Origin of the sequence: Sporolactobacillus inulinus (assembly GCF_006539285.1) — a bacterium.
Classification (GTDB): domain Bacteria; phylum Bacillota; class Bacilli; order Bacillales; family Sporolactobacillaceae; genus Sporolactobacillus; species Sporolactobacillus inulinus.
In genome coordinates this window covers 1-19,526 of record NZ_BJMS01000071.1, presented here as the reverse complement: position 1 = coordinate 19,526, position 19,526 = coordinate 1, and the positions used below count along the sequence as shown (strand labels likewise).

Annotated in this window: 19 protein-coding genes, 1 pseudogene and 1 riboswitch; of the genes and pseudogenes, 7 read left to right on the top strand and 13 right to left on the bottom strand. The window is 40.1% G+C overall.

The genetic code is table 11. The features are described from left to right. Window positions 1–398 precede the first annotated feature (398 nt). Window positions 399–2,270, bottom strand: a complete 1,872-nt coding sequence (locus SIN01_RS10355) for a heavy metal translocating P-type ATPase (protein ID WP_010023748.1) — start codon at window positions 2,268–2,270, stop codon at window positions 399–401. Window positions 2,271–2,564: 294 nt separating this feature from the next. Between SIN01_RS10355 and SIN01_RS10350 the strand changes: the two genes are divergently transcribed. Next, complete coding sequence (locus tag SIN01_RS10350; protein ID WP_010023749.1) at window positions 2,565–3,236, top strand: type 1 glutamine amidotransferase; 672 nt, start codon at window positions 2,565–2,567, stop codon at window positions 3,234–3,236. A gap of 103 nt (window positions 3,237–3,339) precedes the next feature. Here the strand turns inward: SIN01_RS10350 and ribH are convergent, their stop codons facing one another. From ribH to ribD, 4 genes are read right to left on the bottom strand one after another with little or no spacing between them, the layout of a single operon-like run. After that, the gene (gene ribH, locus SIN01_RS10345) at window positions 3,340–3,816 is read right to left on the bottom strand and encodes a 6,7-dimethyl-8-ribityllumazine synthase (RefSeq protein ID WP_010023751.1); all 477 of its coding nucleotides are present in this window, start codon (window positions 3,814–3,816) and stop codon (window positions 3,340–3,342) included. Continuing rightward, window positions 3,813–5,018: a GTP cyclohydrolase II gene (gene ribA, locus SIN01_RS10340; RefSeq protein ID WP_010023752.1), complete on the bottom strand. Its 1,206-nt coding sequence runs from the start codon at window positions 5,016–5,018 to the stop codon at window positions 3,813–3,815. Before ribA ends, ribH begins: the two co-directional genes overlap by 4 nt. Continuing rightward, a complete protein-coding gene (locus tag SIN01_RS10335; RefSeq protein WP_010023753.1) occupies window positions 5,011–5,637 on the bottom strand; it encodes a riboflavin synthase in 627 nt (208 codons plus the stop codon). The genes ribA and SIN01_RS10335 overlap by 8 nt, the downstream gene beginning before the upstream one ends. Continuing rightward, window positions 5,638–6,702 (bottom strand): bifunctional diaminohydroxyphosphoribosylaminopyrimidine deaminase/5-amino-6-(5-phosphoribosylamino)uracil reductase RibD, encoded by a 1,065-nt coding sequence (gene ribD / locus SIN01_RS10330; protein WP_373864405.1) that lies wholly within the window; start codon window positions 6,700–6,702, stop codon window positions 5,638–5,640. Between the two features lie 134 nt (window positions 6,703–6,836). After that, a riboswitch (FMN riboswitch) is annotated at window positions 6,837–6,974 on the bottom strand. A gap of 214 nt (window positions 6,975–7,188) precedes the next feature. Between ribD and SIN01_RS10325 the strand changes: the two genes are divergently transcribed. Next, a complete protein-coding gene (locus tag SIN01_RS10325) occupies window positions 7,189–7,617 on the top strand; it encodes an Rpn/YhgA-type helix-turn-helix domain-containing protein (protein WP_141306053.1) in 429 nt (142 codons plus the stop codon). A gap of 449 nt (window positions 7,618–8,066) precedes the next feature. Here the strand turns inward: SIN01_RS10325 and SIN01_RS10320 are convergent, their stop codons facing one another. From SIN01_RS10320 to SIN01_RS10305, 4 genes are all read right to left on the bottom strand, one after another. Continuing rightward, entirely contained in the window at window positions 8,067–8,897 is an 831-nt protein-coding gene (locus SIN01_RS10320; protein WP_010024115.1) for an SDR family NAD(P)-dependent oxidoreductase, read from the bottom strand. A gap of 80 nt (window positions 8,898–8,977) precedes the next feature. Continuing rightward, window positions 8,978–9,592 carry a TetR/AcrR family transcriptional regulator gene (locus tag SIN01_RS10315; RefSeq protein WP_010025090.1) on the bottom strand — a complete coding sequence of 205 codons (615 nt, stop codon included), beginning with the start codon at window positions 9,590–9,592 and terminating at the stop codon, window positions 8,978–8,980. Between the two features lie 183 nt (window positions 9,593–9,775). Beyond that, on the bottom strand, window positions 9,776–10,702 hold the full coding sequence (locus SIN01_RS10310; RefSeq protein WP_010025091.1) for an anti sigma factor C-terminal domain-containing protein: 927 nt from the start codon (window positions 10,700–10,702) through the stop codon (window positions 9,776–9,778). Then, window positions 10,686–11,189, bottom strand: coding sequence for an RNA polymerase sigma factor (locus SIN01_RS10305; protein WP_010025092.1), 504 nt, complete (start codon window positions 11,187–11,189; stop codon window positions 10,686–10,688). Before SIN01_RS10305 ends, SIN01_RS10310 begins: the two co-directional genes overlap by 17 nt. Window positions 11,190–11,560: 371 nt before the next feature. Here SIN01_RS10305 and SIN01_RS10300 point away from each other — a divergent pair, with 371 nt between their 5' ends. The 3 genes from SIN01_RS10300 to SIN01_RS10290 all read left to right on the top strand — a co-directional run bounded on the left by SIN01_RS10300 (window position 11,561) and on the right by SIN01_RS10290 (window position 14,382). Continuing rightward, entirely contained in the window at window positions 11,561–12,346 is a 786-nt protein-coding gene (locus SIN01_RS10300; RefSeq protein ID WP_010025094.1) for a TdeIII family type II restriction endonuclease, read from the top strand. A 114-nt stretch (window positions 12,347–12,460) separates the two neighbouring features. Continuing rightward, on the top strand, window positions 12,461–13,861 hold the full coding sequence (locus SIN01_RS10295) for a DNA cytosine methyltransferase (RefSeq protein WP_010025095.1): 1,401 nt from the start codon (window positions 12,461–12,463) through the stop codon (window positions 13,859–13,861). Between the two features lie 368 nt (window positions 13,862–14,229). Next, entirely contained in the window at window positions 14,230–14,382 is a 153-nt protein-coding gene (locus SIN01_RS10290) for a hypothetical protein (RefSeq protein WP_237760150.1), read from the top strand. 41 nt (window positions 14,383–14,423) lie between these two features. Here the strand turns inward: SIN01_RS10290 and SIN01_RS15675 are convergent, their stop codons facing one another. Both SIN01_RS15675 and SIN01_RS15670 read right to left on the bottom strand, forming a co-directional pair. After that, window positions 14,424–14,576, bottom strand: a complete 153-nt coding sequence (locus SIN01_RS15675) for an IS3 family transposase (RefSeq protein WP_084688928.1) — start codon at window positions 14,574–14,576, stop codon at window positions 14,424–14,426. A 72-nt stretch (window positions 14,577–14,648) separates the two neighbouring features. Next, on the bottom strand, window positions 14,649–15,068 hold the full coding sequence (locus SIN01_RS15670) for a DDE-type integrase/transposase/recombinase (RefSeq protein ID WP_373864406.1): 420 nt from the start codon (window positions 15,066–15,068) through the stop codon (window positions 14,649–14,651). A gap of 3 nt (window positions 15,069–15,071) precedes the next feature. Between SIN01_RS15670 and SIN01_RS10280 the strand changes: the two are divergent. Beyond that, a pseudogene (locus SIN01_RS10280) lies at window positions 15,072–15,449 on the top strand (ATP-binding protein); the annotation flags it as partial. A gap of 331 nt (window positions 15,450–15,780) precedes the next feature. Further along, window positions 15,781–17,391, top strand: a complete 1,611-nt coding sequence (locus SIN01_RS10275; protein ID WP_010023092.1) for an IS1634 family transposase — start codon at window positions 15,781–15,783, stop codon at window positions 17,389–17,391. Window positions 17,392–17,702: 311 nt separating this feature from the next. Here SIN01_RS10275 and SIN01_RS10270 read toward each other — a convergent pair whose 3' ends face one another. Together SIN01_RS10270 and SIN01_RS10265 are read right to left on the bottom strand one after the other, a co-directional pair. After that, window positions 17,703–18,026: a hypothetical protein gene (locus SIN01_RS10270; RefSeq protein WP_010023089.1), complete on the bottom strand. Its 324-nt coding sequence runs from the start codon at window positions 18,024–18,026 to the stop codon at window positions 17,703–17,705. 18 nt (window positions 18,027–18,044) lie between these two features. Beyond that, window positions 18,045–19,229, bottom strand: coding sequence for a pyridoxal phosphate-dependent aminotransferase (locus tag SIN01_RS10265; protein ID WP_010023087.1), 1,185 nt, complete (start codon window positions 19,227–19,229; stop codon window positions 18,045–18,047). Window positions 19,230–19,526: the final 297 nt, after the last annotated feature.

The window sequence follows — 19,526 nt, the reverse complement described above, 5'->3', positions numbered from 1 at the left end:
TCTCCGTCTATTTAAGCGATTTTTTCATTCATTTTCTAATTAAGCGGAATTTTTCCGTTTATTTCTAAGATTGGGCGCTAACCTGATCACCCAATCGAATCTTATGACCTTATCGTCGTACCAGCAAAGCAAAACGATAAACTTTACTTGTGAGAAAACTTGGCTTTGCCAAACCTCCGACGAAGGCAAAGCCTTTGTTGCGATGGCCATGGATGGCCAAGTGTCCGGTTAGCCGCAGGACGCACTTCCGTAGGATGCGGTGGCTTCGACGTTGCTCACAGGAAGTGAGCGCCGTTAGTCGAAGCTCCTTCATTCGCCGGGCCACTTACACTCGTTTCCTTGAATTTTCTTATACTTTTTTACCAGTGTTAGAAATAATAGACAGAAAGAGCAACATGTTATGCAGCATGCTTCGTGTGGTAGCTTAACAAGCGCATCCCGTTCAGGATGACCACTAAAATGCTGACTTCATGGACGAACATGCCGCTCGCCATATAAATATAGCCAAAGATCAGACCGATCAATAAGAAAGCAACGGTAGCAATGGCAATAACAATATTTTCTTTCATATTTTTTACCGTTTTCTTCGTTAATCCATAAGCATGGACAAGCTCGGTAAATCTGGATTTCATCAAAACAATGTCTGAGGTTTCCACCGCAACATCGGTCCCGCTGCCCATGGCAATGCCGATATGTGCCGCGGCAAGGGATGGGCTGTCATTGACGCCATCCCCGATGAAAGCGACCGTATGCCCCGCCTTCTTCAACTTTTCTACATAACCCACTTTATCTTCCGGCAACAGCTCTGCATGAACTTCATCAATACCAAGTTGCTGGCTAATCGCCTGCGCGGTTCGTACATTGTCACCCGTCAGCATAACCATTTTTTTGATGCCCATTGCTTTTAATGCTGCTAAAGCTGCTTTAACTCCGTCTCTTGGCGTATCGGCGATACCAAGCATAAGCGCCAGTTGCTGATCGACCGCAACTAAAACGGTGGATATTCCTTTCTCTTCCATCTCAGTTAATTTTCGTTCCTGTTCCTGGTTCAGTCGAACCCCGGCTTCAGTTAACAGGTTACGATTACCAACCAGGACGGTCTGATTTTCCACAACTGCCCGGATTCCCTTACCCTTAACCACTTTGGTTTGCGTCACCTTCAGATGACTGTACTCAATAGCATGCGCCCCGGCATAGGCTAAGATCGCCCGACCAAGTGGGTGATCGGATTCCTTTTCAATAGCAGCTGTATAGGCTAATCCACGTTGCTGACCAGGCATGGCATCCATTTCTACGAGCTCAGTCTGTCCTTTCGTTAGCGTGCCCGTTTTGTCAAAGACTAACGTATCCACCTTACTGAACGTATTCATGATCTCGCCGCCTTTGATCAGAACGCCGCGTTTTGCGCCATTACCGATACCGGCGACATTGGATACCGGAGCACCGATCACTAAGGCCCCCGGGCAACCCAGGACTAAGATTGTGATGGCCAGACGGATGTCCTGCGTGATCCCCCAGACAATTATTCCCAATAAGAGAACGGCTGGCGTATAGTAGCGGGCAAAATGATCAATAAACTTTTCCGCATGTGATTTCGTATCCTGAGCTTCTTCAATCAATTCAATGATCTTACCGAATGTGGTATCCTCACCCACACGAGTTGCCTTAATGCGTAACGTTCCATTGTCTAAAAGAGTCCCGGCGAAAACGGTCGCGCCGACCGACTTATCAACAACCCGCGATTCGCCCGTGACACTGGCTTCATTCAGATAGCCGTGACCTGAGGTGATCACCCCATCCACCGGGACCTGTGCACCCGTCTTCACTAAGAGCTCATCACCCGCATTGACTTCATCACTATCCGTTTCCTGCACCTGACCATTCTCTTGATAAACCCAAGCTTTCGTCGGAGCCATTTCAGTCAGGGTTTTAATTGAGTTGCGCGTTTTCTGCAAGGTTTTCTGCTCCAGATAACTCCCGAACAAAAACAGAAAGACAACGATCGCCGATTCGTTATATTCACCAATGAAAAGGGCACCGATCACAGCGATACTGACTAACAATTCGATACTGATGACCTTTACGCTCAAGGCCTGCCATGCATGAATCAAAACCGGTAAAAAGCCGACAAGTGTAGCCGCGATAAAGGTCGCCGTATAACCTAATTCCCAATGAAAAAGTCCTTTACTTAAAAAGCCGAGGACAATCAAAGCACCGGTCAAATAGGTGATGTGTTGGTTATGCTTCTGTACCCATTTCTGGACGTTCATACAGCCTCCCCCTCCTTTTTATAACTCAAGGATAAACGGAGACGAAGAATTTAAAATTGACCGCTGTCAAGAAGTAACGATTTATTGTAGCATCAATGATTCGATTTCATTGCTGAAGTTCGTGCGGCTAAGGTTCCTTTTTGGTATGGGAAGACTTTATTGAAGCTAAAAGATGCGCTATGATTGAATCAATGATTTTTAAACGAAGATGCAAGAAGCGGATGATTGACCGCAATGTACAAAGCAAAACAAGGCTGATTGACGGATTGCAAAATCGATAAAGTGGGTGATGACATGAACATTGACGTATTGCAGCACGTTCCCTTTGAAGGACTCGCATCTATTGAAGAATGGGGCAACGATAATGGCCATACCTTTCGCATGCATAAGCTCTATGAAAATCCCTCAATACCCCGGATCGATGATCTTGAATTTCTGATCCTACTCGGCGGACCAATGAGTGCAAATGATCAGGATCAACAATGGATTGACGAAGAGCGCAGATTAATCAGAAAGACCATTTCCGAAAATAAGCCTGTATTTGGCGTCTGTTTAGGCGCTCAACAGATTGCTAAAGCATTAGGAGCCGCTGTTATTCAAGGCGATAAAGAAGTAGGCTGGCATCCAATACGTTCCGTTTCTTCAAGGTTACCGTTTATACCAGAGGAATTGACTGTTTTTCATTGGCATGGCGAGCAATTTGAACTTCCCGATAGAGCGGAACGATTAGTGAGCAGCGCGGCATGTGAAAACCAGGGATTTATCTACAGTGAAAAAGTGATTGGCTTGCAATTTCATCTGGAAATGACCCCTAATCGTATTCAGGGATTACTCACCCATGACGGAGATTATATTGATCACTCACAATTCGTGCAAAGCGCTGAAGAAATAACCGACTTTGGTATTCCTGAACAAAACAAAACGGTTTTATTTAAACTCCTAGACTACTTAGTGAAGAACAAATAAATTTAAAAGGAGCTACTCCTCATTGAAGTAACTCCTCAAAAAGCCAATAGGATAAACGCTAAAAACAACAGCTAAAAACGAATGATAGAAATCCTGTAGCCATTCAGGATTTTTTATTTTCCATCAATTCATTTAGCGATACCATTTCAAGTAATCCTTGTGCTGCTTCACTCCCCTTATTCCCACTCTTAGTCCCTGCACGTTCGATCGCCTGTTCAATCGTTTCCGTGGTCAGTACGCCAAACATGACGGGTATATCTGAATTTAATTCGATTTGCGCTACGCCTTTGGCTACTTCATTACTTACGAGTTCATAATGTGTGGTTGCGCCTCGAATAACAGCCCCTAAAGTAATGACCCCATCATATTTTTGAGTAGCGACTACTTTTTTGGTAATAAACGGTAATTCAAAGGCACCGGGTACCCAGTAAACATCGATGTTCTTCGCGTCAACGCCGTGTCTTATCAAATTATCCTTAGCACCTGCAAGTAATTTTGATGTAATCAATTCATTAAAACGAGCAATGGTAATGGCGACCTTTACATGTTCTCCTTGATATTTTCCTTCATAAACCGTCATGATTTAATCCCCTTTTCGAGTGATAACATGTGATGGAACTTTTCTTGCTTCGTCTTTAAATAATGCTTATTTTCTTGATAAACCGTTGTTTCGAGTGGTACACGTTCGACAATTTCAATATGATGTTGCTGTAGCTCTGCTATCTTTTCAGGATTATTGGTGAGTAACTTAATTTTTGAAACCCCTTCGTTTTTTAATAGCCATGCCGCTTGCGCATAGTGTCTTTCATCAGGTAAGAATCCTAAAGCAACGTTCGCTTCATAAGTATCCATACCTGCTTCTTGAAGTTTGTATGCTTTTAGCTTATTCCGTAGGCCAATCCCCCTGCCTTCTTGACGTAAATATAAAATGGCACCTATTTTCGCTTCAGCAATTTGCTTCATTGCCTGATCTAATTGTTCGCCGCAGTCACAGCGATGCGAACCAAATACATCTCCAGTCAAACATTCTGAATGCACGCGAATCAACGGGGGCTCCTTGCTCTTCTTTAAATCGCCCATTGATAGGACCAATTGTTCTTTTCCTTCATGGTCAAGGTAGAGCGATAATTTAAAATCACCGTATTTAGTAGGTAATTGGACTGTGACATCGGCGCTCTTCTTTTGATGGGTTAAATAGTCGCTTAACTCGGCAATGGTTATAAAATCGAGTTGCCATTTCCGAGCCAACGCTTTTAAGTCGGCCGTTCTCGCCATTTTGCCATCTTCTTTTAGAATTTCACAAATATAAGCGGACTCTTCATGAGCCAGTCTTGCTAAATCAACCGCCGCTTCCGTGTGGCCTCTTCTTTTCAAAACGCCTGCATTTTCAGCAATTAGCGGAAAGATATGTCCCGGCCGTAAAAAATCGCTTGGCTCACTGTTCGGATCAGCGAGCGCCTTTATCGTTTTCGCTCGGTCAAATGCTGAAATGCCTGTAGTCGTTTCTTTATGATCGACACTAATTGTAAAAGCTGTTCCAAACGCATCGGAATTTTCAGCCGTCATCGCATGTAAATCTAACCGTTGTGCAATCTTCTTTGTTACAGGTACACAGAGTAAGCCCCGAGCGTTTTTGGTCATAAAATTAACCGCTTCGGGGGTCACTTTACTTGATAGCCCGATTAGATCGCCTTCAGCTTCTCTATTGTCATCATCAGCAACAATAATTAATTGCCCTGCTTTTAACGCTTCAACCGCATGTAGGATCTTTTCTTCACGCATGATGCCCTTCCTCGTTTAAATGAATCGTTGTTCTCAATAATGACTTCACATATTTACCGACGACATCGGTCTCCAAATTGACATAATCCCCTTTTACTAAACGATCAAAATTCGTATTTTCTAAAGAATGTGGGATCAAAGCTACAGCGAATGTTCCCGGTTTGACATCATCAACCGTCAGGCTCGTGCCATTGACAGCAATTGAGCCTTGTGGAACAATTTCACCTTTTAGTTCTGGTGGATAATAAAAGGTTAATTTAAGTGAGTTTTCGTACTTCATTTTTTGAATTAATCGAGTGGTTTGATCAACATGCCCAGAGACGATATGCCCTTCAAACCGGTCATTTGGAGACATTGCGCGCTCTAAATTGACTAAAGTGCCTTCTTTCATTTGCGAAAAAGTCGTTTTCTGAAAGGTTACCGGCATAACGTCAACGGAAAAGCAATCCTTTTCAACAGTGGTTGCCGTTAAGCAAACACCGTTTATTGCCATGCTATCGCCAACTTTGAAACCCTTTAATCGATCCGTATCTTCTACAGATACCGTCAACGTGATGTGATGTTGCTGCTTATTCACCCGTTTTATTTTCCCGACCGTTTGAATTAACCCTGTAAACATTTACTTCACCCTCTCACTGACAATTCGTAAATCCTCACCAATACGTTCGATACTTTTGAATGTCAAATTATTTTCATGATCGATCATTCCATTGCCGGAAAAGGCGGATAAACCGGTACCGCCAATTAACTTAGGCGCGAGATAAGTAATCACTTCTTCATAGCAATGCGCTTGCAAAAAGGTGTGATGAATCTGCGCGCCGCCTTCAACATAGATGGATTGCACCCCTTGCTGTCCAATATCATCCACAATCTTTGGTATTGAGAAATCATCGGTTTGGATAATTTTCACATGATCGGGTGCCTTTTCTTGTAATGCACTCCTCGTAAAAATCCAAATTGGCTCTGGATGCTCAAATAATTTAAACGCTTCAAAATGCAGCGTCTTCCCGCTTCTGTCTACGATTATTCGAATGGGTGGATAGTCACTGTTTTCACTAGGCAATAAGATGGGATTGTCTGCTAAAACTGTGCCACTTCCGACTAGAATCGCTTGATAGCCTAATCGCTCTTCATGCACAAATCGATTCGCCCGTTTACCGGTAATCGCCGTTCTTTCACCTGGTTTAGCTGCTATTTTTCCATCTAAACTAAGGGCTTGTTTTAACACAATATACGGTTTTTTATGTCGATAGAAATAGTTATAGTGCTTATTTAGTGATTCAGCTTCACTCGTGAGACAATTCATTTTCACGTCAATTTGATGGGCTTTTAAGATTGCTGCGCCTTTATGAGCAACAATCGGATTAGGATCAAGTTGGCCAATGACCACGCGCTTAATCCCACTGTCAATGATCGCTTGCACACACGGCGGCTGTTTGCCGTAATGTGTACAAGGTTCTAAAGTGACATATAAAGTTGAATCGTGCAGTTCTTCGGGGTGAGCACAATGGTCAATGGCCATTCTTTCCGCATGTTTTTCACCAAATTTCGCATGATAGCCGGTTGCAATAATGCGATTATTTTTCACAATAACGGCACCTACTCGTGGATTTCTATACGTGTTTCGACCACCTTTTTCAGCCAGCTCAATTGCTTTTTTCATGAACCGTTCATCCAATTGCACGTCCCCCTTTCTTTAAAAAGATACAAAAAGCCCCGTAGTAACCTACGGGGCAACACAAAATAGACTTAGTTTTATTATTATCTAACTAGACCATAGCAAAAAAGATACAATCCTCGTTAGAATTGCAATAATACTAAATTCTTCTCCCATCCAGACTTTAACTGTCGGTTCTAGACTCTCACTAGATCCACCGCAAAATTGCGGGTCACGGACTTTAAGCTTACTTGCTTATTACCGTCGGTCGGGAATTACACCCTGCCCCGAAGAATATATTCAACTTTACTTGTAATACTAAATCATTACATTTGATCTGTCTACTTTTTCGTTTTTTCAATGATTTATTTAAAATTCAGAAAACCTGTTTTACCGATTGCCATTTTCAGTTATGATGGAGTAAGAATAAGCGATGAACCGAATGAATTCATCATCAAAACCCCTTTTCTTGATACCATGAGATTTCGTTTTTTTAAGATGGAACTGGGCAAAATGAACTGGCACGCATTTATGCACAGCAACAATCCTGCAAGTGCCGCTTTGATGAGTAAAATGAATTATAAAAAGAAAGAACGTGTAGCCGTTCGGCTTGCCTTTCTCAGGCAGATGGCCGGTTTGCAGCTTGATGAAGCACGCAGCAGCATGATCAACGGTTTTTTTGAAACCTATTTAAATCTGAGTGAAAATGAGGTGGATCAACTCATGAAAGAAGTCCATGCATTACCGAAAGATGAGCGAGAACAAGTCATCAAATGGCCGAATTCATTCTATGATCGCGGATTGAAGAAAGGTAAAACTGAAGGCAAAATAGAAGCTCGAAAAGAGATGGCGCTGCGTATGCTTCAAAAGAAAATAGACCTCCACACCATCGCCGAATTAACCGGGTTATCAATAGAAGAGCTCATCAAGCTGAATAAATAAGCACAAAATAATGAACAGGCATCATTCTAAGAAGTGATGCCTGTTCAGCTGCGGATTCGGTAAAAGAGCAGCAATCCCAAAACTTTCCATCTATTGATCGTCTCCCACATAGGTGATAAACTCGGAAAAATTCATGTTGCTTCGGATGCATATAAAGACCGGAACCCTGTTTTATGTTCTTTGATGGAATACAGTCTAAACGTGTAGGCTTTTTTCTGGATCATGGGCTCACCCGCCTGCTTAGGAAATCCTTTTATACACAAATCATAGTGCGAACGCTTATTCTAGTCAATCGTGATTATTGCCAATGGTAACGAGACACTAAAGAAAGCGATTCATCTTACCGCTTAGCTTCTCGCAAAGCTTGAAGCGGGAGACTTCTCGCCAAAATCGTGTTAAACAGAGTCGTTTTAATGACGTCTTTTCACTTCGTCATTTATCCATCCTCCTTATCGATCCATTCGACGCATCATTTTCCACATGCCAAAGCGCCAAAGGGACGGATGATTTCTTGCAATCCGTACCGCAATTCTATCTGTTAATGAATGATAATACCTTCTTGAGGGATTTGAATCCGTCGCAGCTTTATAGAAAATTTTTGCTAAATCATCAGACGTTGCCGATGCTTGAAAAGAAAATAAAAGCTTCTTGATCGCCAGCACGAGTTTCCTATAGGGTGAGTCTGCTTTTAAATTCTTTTCCGCTTTTTGCATTGCTATGTCTCCCCACTCAGACTGAGTAGCTCCCGGTTGAATCACAATGCTCCGGAGACCAAATTGTCGGATTTCCATATCGAGTACATCTGACCATATCCCCAGCGCTGCTTTAGTCGCATGGTACCATCCACCAAGAGGCATATAAACATTTTCTCCAACCGACGTCACATTGATCATCCGTCCAAATTGTTGCTTCCGCATCAGCGGCAAGACCAGCTTAGACAATTCACCGGCCGCAAATAAATTGACATCAAATTGATATTTGGCATTTTCAAGGTTAACTTCTTCCAGTGGACCGTACTCTCCATAACCTGCATTATTGATCAGTACATCGACTCGGCCTTGTTCTTTTATTGCCGCCTCGACAAAATTTTGATTTGATTCATTGTTTGTGACGTCCAGCTGATGGACGTGAATGCCGAGCTCATACAGGTCTTGCATACGTTGGGTTCGTCTGGCACCTGCATAAACGACCCAACCGTGATCATGAAAATATTTAGCACTTGCATACCCCATACCTGACGATGCGCCTGTAATTAATACCACTCTTTTTTCATTTTGCATGATTATGGCTCCTATAAAGACCGAACGTTCGGTCTTTTTATATTTTATTAAAAAGCGCATTTCTGCGCTCCCGTCAATCTTTAACGCCTTTTCATTGCATTCAGCACCATACAAATGATCGAATCCAGTTCCGAATCTGTCATTGTCCCATTGATCTCTGCCATTTTCATAGGTAAAGAAAAGAAGGTCGCGTACACATAGGCCGGTGCCTGAACAAACTCCGGATTTCCAACTATTTCTTCAAAAGCCCTGTAAATAGGCGCAGCCGTCGTTTCGGCATATTGGTGCGCTTCTTCGCTGACCACACTCGGATTGGTTTGAACCGCCTCCATAAATTTCGCTTCTTTAGGATAACGCTGATAGCGCTGAACAAAGTGGCGAATGAATGCGCCGATGCGTTCATCTAAATCCGAATGCTTCGCTTCAACTTCGGCAATGCCTTCGTCCATCAAATCCTTTACGTACATATAGGTTTTGGAAAGCAGTTCCTCTTTATCTTTAAAATAGACATAGACCGTTGACTTGGATATTCCTGCTGCCGCAGCAATTTTGCTGATCGACAAATTGACCAGATCATTCGTTGAAGTCAGACTTAGAACTGCATGAAGAATCATTTGTAATTTATTTTTATCTTTATTTTTCATACAGCAATGATAACCGAACGGTCGGTCGCTGTCAATTGTTTTTAACTCCACCCTCACATGCGTTCTCCATAAATCAATCGATGCATAAAAGCGTACCACGACTGTTCTATAAGTCGCTTAATTCTGCAATTGATGATAATTAGAAAGTGAAAAGTTGCTACAAAATAAAAATATCCTTAGAAATCCTAAAGAGAAAATCTAAGGGATTATGTGCATATTGGCTTATTCCTACTCTTAATATTTATCAACAACTGCGCCTAAGCTAGTTGCCCTTACATAGGGCTGCTCTTGCAATACGGATAAGCCATCTTTTGTTCCCGTAACAACAACACCTATAATCAGACCGTCTCTTTGACGTTTCTTTATCATTTTGTAATCACTATGATCAACTTGCTTTAAATGATTTAAGAAATCTGATTCAGTTTTCACGTTTGATGAAGTTAAAGTTTGCCCTAATTTAGACGATGGATTGGAAATGCCAAACAACCCTTGCCCAGATTCTGGAGAATCTCTAAAATCAGACTTAATAGGATAGTCATTTACCCAGTACCACGTTGGATGAACAGATTTAGGGAGCCTTTGCTTTATTTCCCGTAATGAATAGCCCTTATTAAAGGAAATGCCCATTTCAATATATTTGTCTTGGGGATATTCTTTAATTTTTGATAAATCGTTTGCATATTTTCTATATTTAAATTGTGGAACATAAAACAACATTTCTCCATCTCCACTGGGCAAATGCACCTCAGTTGTTTGATCAATTTGCGTACTCTGTGATGAAAAAGATGTAGATTGAAACCCGCTTAATCCAAAATAGACCTCTTGCGTCTCCCATGGAATCACTTTATTCTCAATTACTTTATATACGTCACGTTTAATGGTGCCCTGAAATAATCCTATATCTACCGTTTCAGCATTAACAATTGTATTAGGCGCCTTCATTATTGCATCCTCTTTTATGAGTTGAGAAGCTACTTCATCGCCTTTTTTACCTATCCACCAACGATTTACCTGGAAAACACCGATAAACAGGAGAATGCATACACCTGCTGATATTAATAACGTTCTCAATAATGTAATTCTTTTTGCCTTTTTTAATGACTTTTTTAATGATTTGTCATCAAAAACATTTTTTAATTCATCCTCATTTGTTTTCTTCATTTTCTTCCCTCCGGTATATTTTTTTGAATTTTGCTCTTGCCCGAGCTAAGTAGGTTTTAACGCTTTTAGGATTCATCTCTAAATACTCTGCAATCTGTTGATAAGACCATTCCAGTCCATACTTAAGCTGAAGTAATTGTTTATAGATGCAGGGGAGGCGTTCCAGTGCCCTTCTTACTTGTACTTTATTTTCTTTTTCGATCAACACATCCTCAATTAATACTGAATGCGCAATAATGGATTCATCGACTGATCGTACAGATGATTTTTTTAATTTCCTACAGTGATCGTAATATAAATTTATGGCGGCCTTAAAAAGCCAAGCTTTATATTTATCGGTATCAATAGACTCAAGATAGATCATCGACTTATAGACTGATTCTTGGATAATATCCTCAGCTAATTCTTGATCAGCACCAAGCTTTAATAAATAGAAATATAAGTCATTCATCACTTTAAGTAATTGTTCATTTAATAACCGATCCAAGAACCCTACCTCCTTTCCATCTATAAAACGAATTAAGTGATCGAAAGTATACAATGATTTTGATATTTTCCAATTAATGTTACGACATTTTATTAGAAAGCATTAGAAGATCCTTTATAATAAGGATTTTTGGATAAATAAATTTTACCGTTGCTATTACTTCTTAAACATTAAATAACCCGTACCTTGGGATATTGCCGCTTTAAGACAATTTATTACAATTCGCCAATCACTAAACTACCTGCGACGTGCGAGACAGAACTATTAATCAAAAGATTGTTTAACAAAGGCTCTTTTCATGAATCAAGATATTATAAATTTTCTAACTCTGCTAAAATTATTGTATTAGAAAGAAAGTGAGGTTTAATAGTATGAATGAAGAGACAAAAGAACGTATTCGACATCGTATCCGTGAGAAAATGGATAGTATCATAGAACGTAAAATTATTGCATTACCCGAACACATGGAAAAGTTACGCGAGACTAATCCGTTTGGATCCCGATTAGTTCCTGATGAAATATGGAAATCTAGTACATTTGAGCGTTCATTTGTAACATCATTTGGCCAAGGTGTGTATGAACAAGTAGCATATGAAATTGCAATTGGCAGTGGCGCGGAAGCACAAAATCAACACCAAGAAACCGTTACAATCAATCAATTTCAAAATACTCGTATTGATGAATTGATTGAAGATCAACGTAGAAACCGTACCAAAGGTTCTCCTGTTTGGAAAGATGAAGTTATTGAAATTAAATCATTGCGCACACGTCAAAGAATTGAAATTCCAACTCTTTTTGACTTGTACATTAAACGTCTGGATGGTTCAGAAGAATATTATTCATTGAAAACAGTTAAACCAAATTTAGATCAAACTCAAATTGCAAAGCGAGATATGCTCTGCATTGAAGCAGCAAAAGAAAACGGCCATGCCTTTTTTGCGTTGCCCTTTAATCCTGATGGAGAAGGAAATCATTATTCATGGAGTGTCCCTTCTAAATTATTCGATATGCAGAAAGCCAGTAGCGTTCTAATTGGAGCAGCATTTTGGAATATGGTAGGGCAAAATGAAAACACGTACAAGGAGTTACTAGAAGTCTTTGAGACACTGGGGTCAGAGTACGTAAACAAGATTCGAAATGACTATTTAGGACTTTAATTTAAAAAGTATCAACGCAGAAAAGAACAAATGTTCCCTTCATATATTGATAAATGGGTATTATTTGCTATAATGGGACTATAAATTGTTTCGCTAAAGAAAGGAGACTTGTCCATGGACGGAATTCTGTTATCTGCCACAAAAGTTGCGTATAAGCTAAAAGTATCAGAACAATATGCGCGTAAACTCATGCGTGATGGCAAAATCAAATCTGAGCAAGTAGGAAGATCATGGGTGACTAAAGAAGACAACTATAAGGACTACGTTAATTCAGGGGAATTTGTGGTAAATCCTGATGATAAAATTCGTCCTTCACATGAAATTCCAGAAATAGTGGCATTAAGTTTTTTTTCAGGAGCTCAAGGGCTTGATTATGGTTTTTCAAAAACATGCGTTAAACCTATATTGGCATGTGAAATAAACAAAGATGCACGATCAAGCATTTTGGCAAATGATTCTGATATTGGTTTAATTGGTGATATTTGGGATGCAACACCTGAGCGTATCTATGAGTATGCCAATTTACCTATGGGATATCCGATTGATATCATCATAGGTGGTCCTAATTGTCAGCCCATGTCTACTGCTGGCAAGCGAAAAGGGTTTGCTGATATTCGTGGTGAAGCGTTTATACGATACATTGACGTGATTGAGGAAATACGCCCGAAATATTTTATTCTAGAAAATGTCCGTGGATTACTTTCTGTTGAAGCTATTTTCGATGATACTAATGATAAACCAGTTAAAGGTGGCGTTCTCCACTACACATTAAATCGCTTTGAAAAAATGGGGTATGCAGTTTCATTTCAATTATATAACGCAGCTAACTTTGGTGCTCCACAAGGTCGTGAACGTGTAATTCTGCTTGGGAAACTTGGGAAGAAAAAACTCCCCTACCTAACGCCTACACACAGCGAAAATGGGGAATTTGGGCTCCCAAAGTGGAACACTTTGCGTGATGCAATTGGGGATATTCAAGAAGGTGTACACCACTACGTCGATATTCCAAAGGGGCGTAAAGATTGGTATACAAAAATACCAGAGGGTGGAAATTGGCGTTCGTTATCGATTGAAGATCAAAAAAAAGCAATGGGAAATGCTTACAATAGTAGTGGTGGAAAAAGTGGATTCTTTAGACGGTTGGATTTCAATAAAGTCTCGCCAACGTTATTGACTAATCCGCTAATGAAGGCTACGGATCTAGTTCATCCAACCGAGCTGCGCCCACTGTCAATAGAAGAATATTCACGTATTCAAGGTTTCCCTGATGATTGGCATTTTTGTGGGAAAATTGTTGAACAGTATCGTCAAATTGGGAATGCTGTTCCAACACAACTAGGAGAAGCAATCGGACGTACAATTATGGCTGATATTTGTGGAAAAATGCTTCCGCAATATGAAGGCTTTAAATACTCACGTTACAAAAATACTGATGAAATCAGCTTTAAGTCTGATTATCAACAATGGTATAAAGACGCAATGGGTAAAAGCCTTCAAATGAGTTTAACAATTTAACATAACATACTCAACCGTTTAAACCCACCTGCTAAAACGGTGGGTTTAAACGGTTGAGTCACATATTTGTAGGCGGCAATTTTCATCTGTCCAATACGACTTATTTTGTGAACGAATTTAACCCTTACAATACTGAAATGATTTCTCGTCAGCACATGATTGATTAAAATTTGTGGCACAATCATGGTATCTTTCGAAATAGCATGACCACGGTTAATGAAATGTACCAATAACGCCATCATTTTTACTACTTAAAGACAATGAATGTACCAATAAATGACAAACCTGTTTAGCACCCATACCTCTTGTATAATTGGTGAGCACACCTAAAGTGTGACAAACTCACTTTTACGGGAGGTGTTTTTTACATGATTCATTATCCAAAGATATTGGAACTCCATAATGATGGCATTGGTCTTAGGAGTATTGCAGCAAGTACTGGTAACTCTCGCCAAAAAATAATAGAGGTCATTCGACCCGCAAAGCAAAAAGGATTAAGCGGTGCTCGTGCGATATGTTGATCAGGCCGCCTTCAAAAGTTTGTCTTCTGCTTCCTGAGGTATCAGGTAATCGCGAACACTATTGCACTATGCATTCTGGATCGGTTGTACCAGCCTTCAATATACTGAAAGAGGCAACGTCCAGCTTCATCGAAGTCCTGATACGTCGTCTGGTGGATTTCTTCTTTTTTCAAAGTCGCATGAAAGGACTCGATTTAGGTATTATCGTATGGGCAGTCTTTTTTACTGAACGAATGGGTTGTTTCACTTGAACCGCTTTTTCAAATTCATGGCTGGTATGCTGGGATCCAAGATCCGGACGCAGGATCAGGTCCGGGTTCAGAATCTTGGTTCATGCAAGTGTTATCTAAGGCCTTTAGGACAAGCTCTGTCGTTATGCTCCGGGAAAAAGAATAACCAATAACTTTTCGTGTACACAAATCCATGACGGAGACCAAATAGCACCTGCCCGATTTGATCGTGTGACTACGCGTGATATCGGCCACCAATTTTTGGTTGATCTTTGTCGCGGTAAAGTCTTGAGCCAATAGATTCTTCTTGTTTTCCACCGGAACTTGACTGGATTGCGTACGATACTTTTCACAATAATGGAACGTAGATTGGCTCGTCTCATTAACCGCTGCACCGTTTGAGGCTGACCCTAAAGCCTTCTTTCTCCAAACACTTCTGAATATTATGAACCCCATATCGGAGTACGACGTTCGTTTTTTCGTGTCGCCGACTTGGTCGGTCAATTAGAGAAAGCGCTCAAAAGCAGAAACACTCAGTCGACTGAAGCGCCAAATCGAGAAATCAGGTCTACTCATTCTCGATGAATTAGGCTACGTCCCATTCCAAAAACAAGGTTCCGAAGTATTGTTTCATATCATCGCCGATTGTTATGAACGCAAAAGTTTCATCGTGACCTCGAATCTGGAATTTGGTCAGTGGAATCGAGTGTTTTGGGATAATCGGCTAACTTCAGCTCTGGTGGATCGTTTGGTCCAGCATGCCCATATCATCGCGTTTACAGGAGAAACCGATTGAAAAATGCCCTCTCTTCAATAAAAACAGATACTGAAATTTAACGATGTTTTCAGGGGTGAAAGCCTATGTATTTTTCGCTGCCCATACGGGACACATCCTTTCGTTAATCCTTAGTTTAACTAAAATGTGTCCGTAAAACTATCGTAACATCATCTGCTCCAATAGAATAGAGTGAAAACTCGGAATGCCGATATTTCACATGATCCAACTAAAACACACTGCACACCTTGATAACCTGGATTCCCGTATCTCCACACTATGATTTTCCCCAAGTCCTCAAAAAGGTTGATTACATGGGGATTTGGGGACTTTTTTTGCTTTCCTTCTACCTAGTTATGTGTTATAATTACTTCACTAGGTAGGTGGCTAAAAATGGCGATCATCAGGCAAAAAGACAAGCGTAGCGGACTCACCTATGCTTACGAATCGGAATCGTACTGGGATAAAGAGAAGAAACAACCGCGTTCAAGACGCAAACTCATTGGACGTGTCGATGAAAAGACGGGAAAAATAATCCCTACAGACGGGCGAGGGAAACGACGCAGGCAAACATCTGAGGAAAAGCCTCAACGAGGCCCCACTCCTGCTGCTGAAGCGAAGCGTGTTTTTTATGGAGCCACCTATTTACTGGATCAAATCGGTGAACAGTTTGGACTCACTGAGGATCTCAAGACCTGTTTTCCAAGGCATTATCAACAGATTCTGTCGCTTGCCTATTATATGATTTTGGAACACCCGAATCCTCTGACTCGTTTTGAGAAATGGGATCATTTACATAAGCATCCGTACGGGAAAAATGTGACTTCTCAGCGCAGCAGCACTGTTTTTTCATCCATCTCTGAAGCGGGCAAGAACCAGTTTTTCTCACGTCGCAAGCAGCGTTGTCATGAGGATGAGTATTGGGCTTATGATACGACCAGTATCTCGAGCTATTCCGAAGTGCTCAAACAGGTCGCCTATGGCAAGAACAAGGAAGATGACCGTCTTTCCCAAATCAACTTAGCCCTCATCTTTGGTGAATCCAGCGGGTTGCCCTTCTATTATCGGAAATTGGCCGAGAATATTCCTGATGTCAAAACGGTTTTGAATCTTTTAGGTGATTTCAAAACCCTCGGTTTTGAAAAGGTCAAGCTGGTGATGGATCGAGGCTTTTACAGTGCGGCCAATATCAACACTTTGATGAAGGAACATCTGAAATTTTTGATTGCCGTCCATCCCTCATTATCTTGGGTACGTCATGAACTTGATCAAGTCTATGACGCGCTCGATACCTTCGAAAATCTGGATGAGCAGTATGATCTTTATGCCCTGACGGTGAGAACGGACTGGGACTACACGCAGGATCGGCCATATAAAGGAGATACGCTCAAAGAGAAGCGCCGCGTTTATCTGCATCTGTACTACAATGTCGATCAAGCGGCAGAAGATCAGAAAAAGTTTGATCGCAAGCTGATGCGCCATCATCAAGAACTGAAAAACGGGCAGCGCGTTCCGGAACACGAAGCCTTTTACAAAAAGTATTTCACGGTTAAATCAACACCAAAGCGAGGGGCACAGATTACCGTCAACCATCAAATGGTCGAGAAGGCCAAGCGGTACTACGGGTATTTCTCCCTGCTTTCCAATGAAAAAATGGATGCCATCCAAGCCCTCGAACTTTATCGGGGAAAAGATCCCATTGAGAAGTGCTTTGGAGACATAAAAGAGCGGCTGAACTTACGTCGCATGTTGGTTTCATCAGAAGCCACGCTAGACGGGAAGGTTTTTGTAAGTTTTGTTGGGTTGATTTTGCTTGCGCAGATCAAAAAAAAAATGCAGGCACAGAAGCTTTTCAAAGACTACACGATTCAATCTTTATTCGATAAATTAGATGTGATCGAGGCCTTTGAATCCCCAGGTCAGGCACTAAGAGTGGGTGAGATTTTGACCGCGCAGAAGAAAATTTATGAAGCACTGGGTGTCCCACTACCTAGTGATGTGTAACGGGAATCCAGGATACAAGAACACAAAATCCTCAGAATCCCATTTCATAAGTTGATTGTTTTTCCAATAAGAAAATAATAATTTTTCGTTGCGCCGTTTCCCAGGAGATTATTCAAATAGTCAAAATTAGAATAAACTTTATTTTGTACGTAATAAATAACAGGAGCCATATGGCTTAAAAAATATTCAATTTCACCTAAAATTTTATTCAATGATTTCTCATTCAGGTTTTCGAAATATGCTTGGCACACAGTTTTCTCTGCATTTACGTTCTTTTGATTTCTGTCAAATATTGTTTTGGCAAGGTTATTTTAAATTTTAAAGTCTTTTACAAATTCAACATTTTTATCTTCACTAATTTTATTTGTCAGAATTGAAACCTTATTATTCAATACATAAATAAATAGTTCATCGAAGTGATTATCTTCTAAGTAATTGAATTTAATTTTCTTTTGTTTCAAGAGTTCAAGTAACTCTAATTCAAAATCATTCAGAATTTTTTCGGTTTCTTTTATTTTTAATTTCCCTTGCAATGTTAATAAGTCTATAACACTATCGTAAACATATTCCTCATTTTTTGCCTGATTTATTGATTTTTTTAACAGAGTTTGATATGTTTCCAATTCTTTTTTCATGAACTCTCCCCTCTTCTTTCAACTTAATTGTGCAAAAAATCTTGCCATTTTTTGAGCTGCACGCACAATTTCGTTCATTGATTTAGCATACGAAATTCTTATATTGTTAGGCGCTACAAAAGCGTCGCCAGCTGTTACAGCTATCTGGGCATTTTCTAACAAAAGGGAGCATAATTCACTTGAATTTTTAATCATCTTGCCTTTAAAAGACTTACCGACAACGGCCGATATATTTGGAAATAAATAAAATGCGCCTTCAGGTAGGTTAGGTACACTTAACGGTGAGCGCTCATTAATGAATTTATATAAATAGTCCCTATTTTCCTGAAGATTGACCTTATTTTCGGGATTAAAGTGATTGATTGCTGCTAATGCAGCTATCTGAGAAATGGATGAGATATTCGCTGTGACTTGACTTTGCAGGGAACTAATTTTTTCTGCAATTGCAATCGGTGAAGCAGAATACCCGATACGCCAACCTGTCATACCAAATGATTTTGAAAAGCCATTAATCGTAATCGTATTTTCCTGTAAATATTCTGATACTGTCCCTACACTCACATAATGACTCACATAGACTAAACGCTCATATATTTCATAACTAATAACTAACAATTTATGTTTCCGAATGATCCCACTTAATTCTTTTAGCTCATTCTCTGAATAGGCTGCTCCGGTCGGATTGCTTGGTGAATTAAGTAACAACAACTTTGTTCTTGGGGTAATTGCATTTTCCAACATAACTGGAGTGATTTTAAAATTTGTTTTTTCATCTGTAGAAATGGTAGCAGGAATTCCTCCGCAAAGTTTAATTTGAGTTAGGTATGTGGACCAGCAAGGTGTAGGTACAATCACTTCATCTCCGTGATCAATTAAGGTAAAAAAGCAATTAAAAAGTGCCTGCTTTCCTCCTGCCGATACAGTAATTTGTTCTGGTTTATAATTTAAAAAATTTTCATTTCTCAATTTTTCTGATATCGCTTGTCTAAGGTCATAAATTCCATCGGAGTCAGTATAATGTGTGAAATGTTTATCTATTGCTTCCTTTGCACGTTCCCTTGCAATTTCAGGTTCATAGTAATTCAGCTCTCCCACGGTTAAATTAATAATATCTTGACCCTGTGCGATCATGCGGTTTACTTTATCATTTAGTGCAAGTGTTGCTGATGGTTTTAAGCTTGAAATATGATTTGAAAAATTCATTAATAATCTCCTCTCGCGTAGTGAAAAACCAAAGTTCTAAAATCAGAAAAAGCAAAAAATGGTGTAACGAAAAATTGTTATTCTTATTCATGATTTTGTCTCAGTCTTAAAAGGTTATTCCTCTTCAATGGATACATTGATTTTTCGTAGTTATGGTTTATTATAAAAGTGTTTGTGTTGTTTTAAAGACACAGATTGTAAATTTTAGTTGAATACAGAGGTGTGAGGTGTGAGTTATGGAAATCTTTCCAAAACTTAATAAACAGTTGAATGAACCACTTTATGTACAACTATATA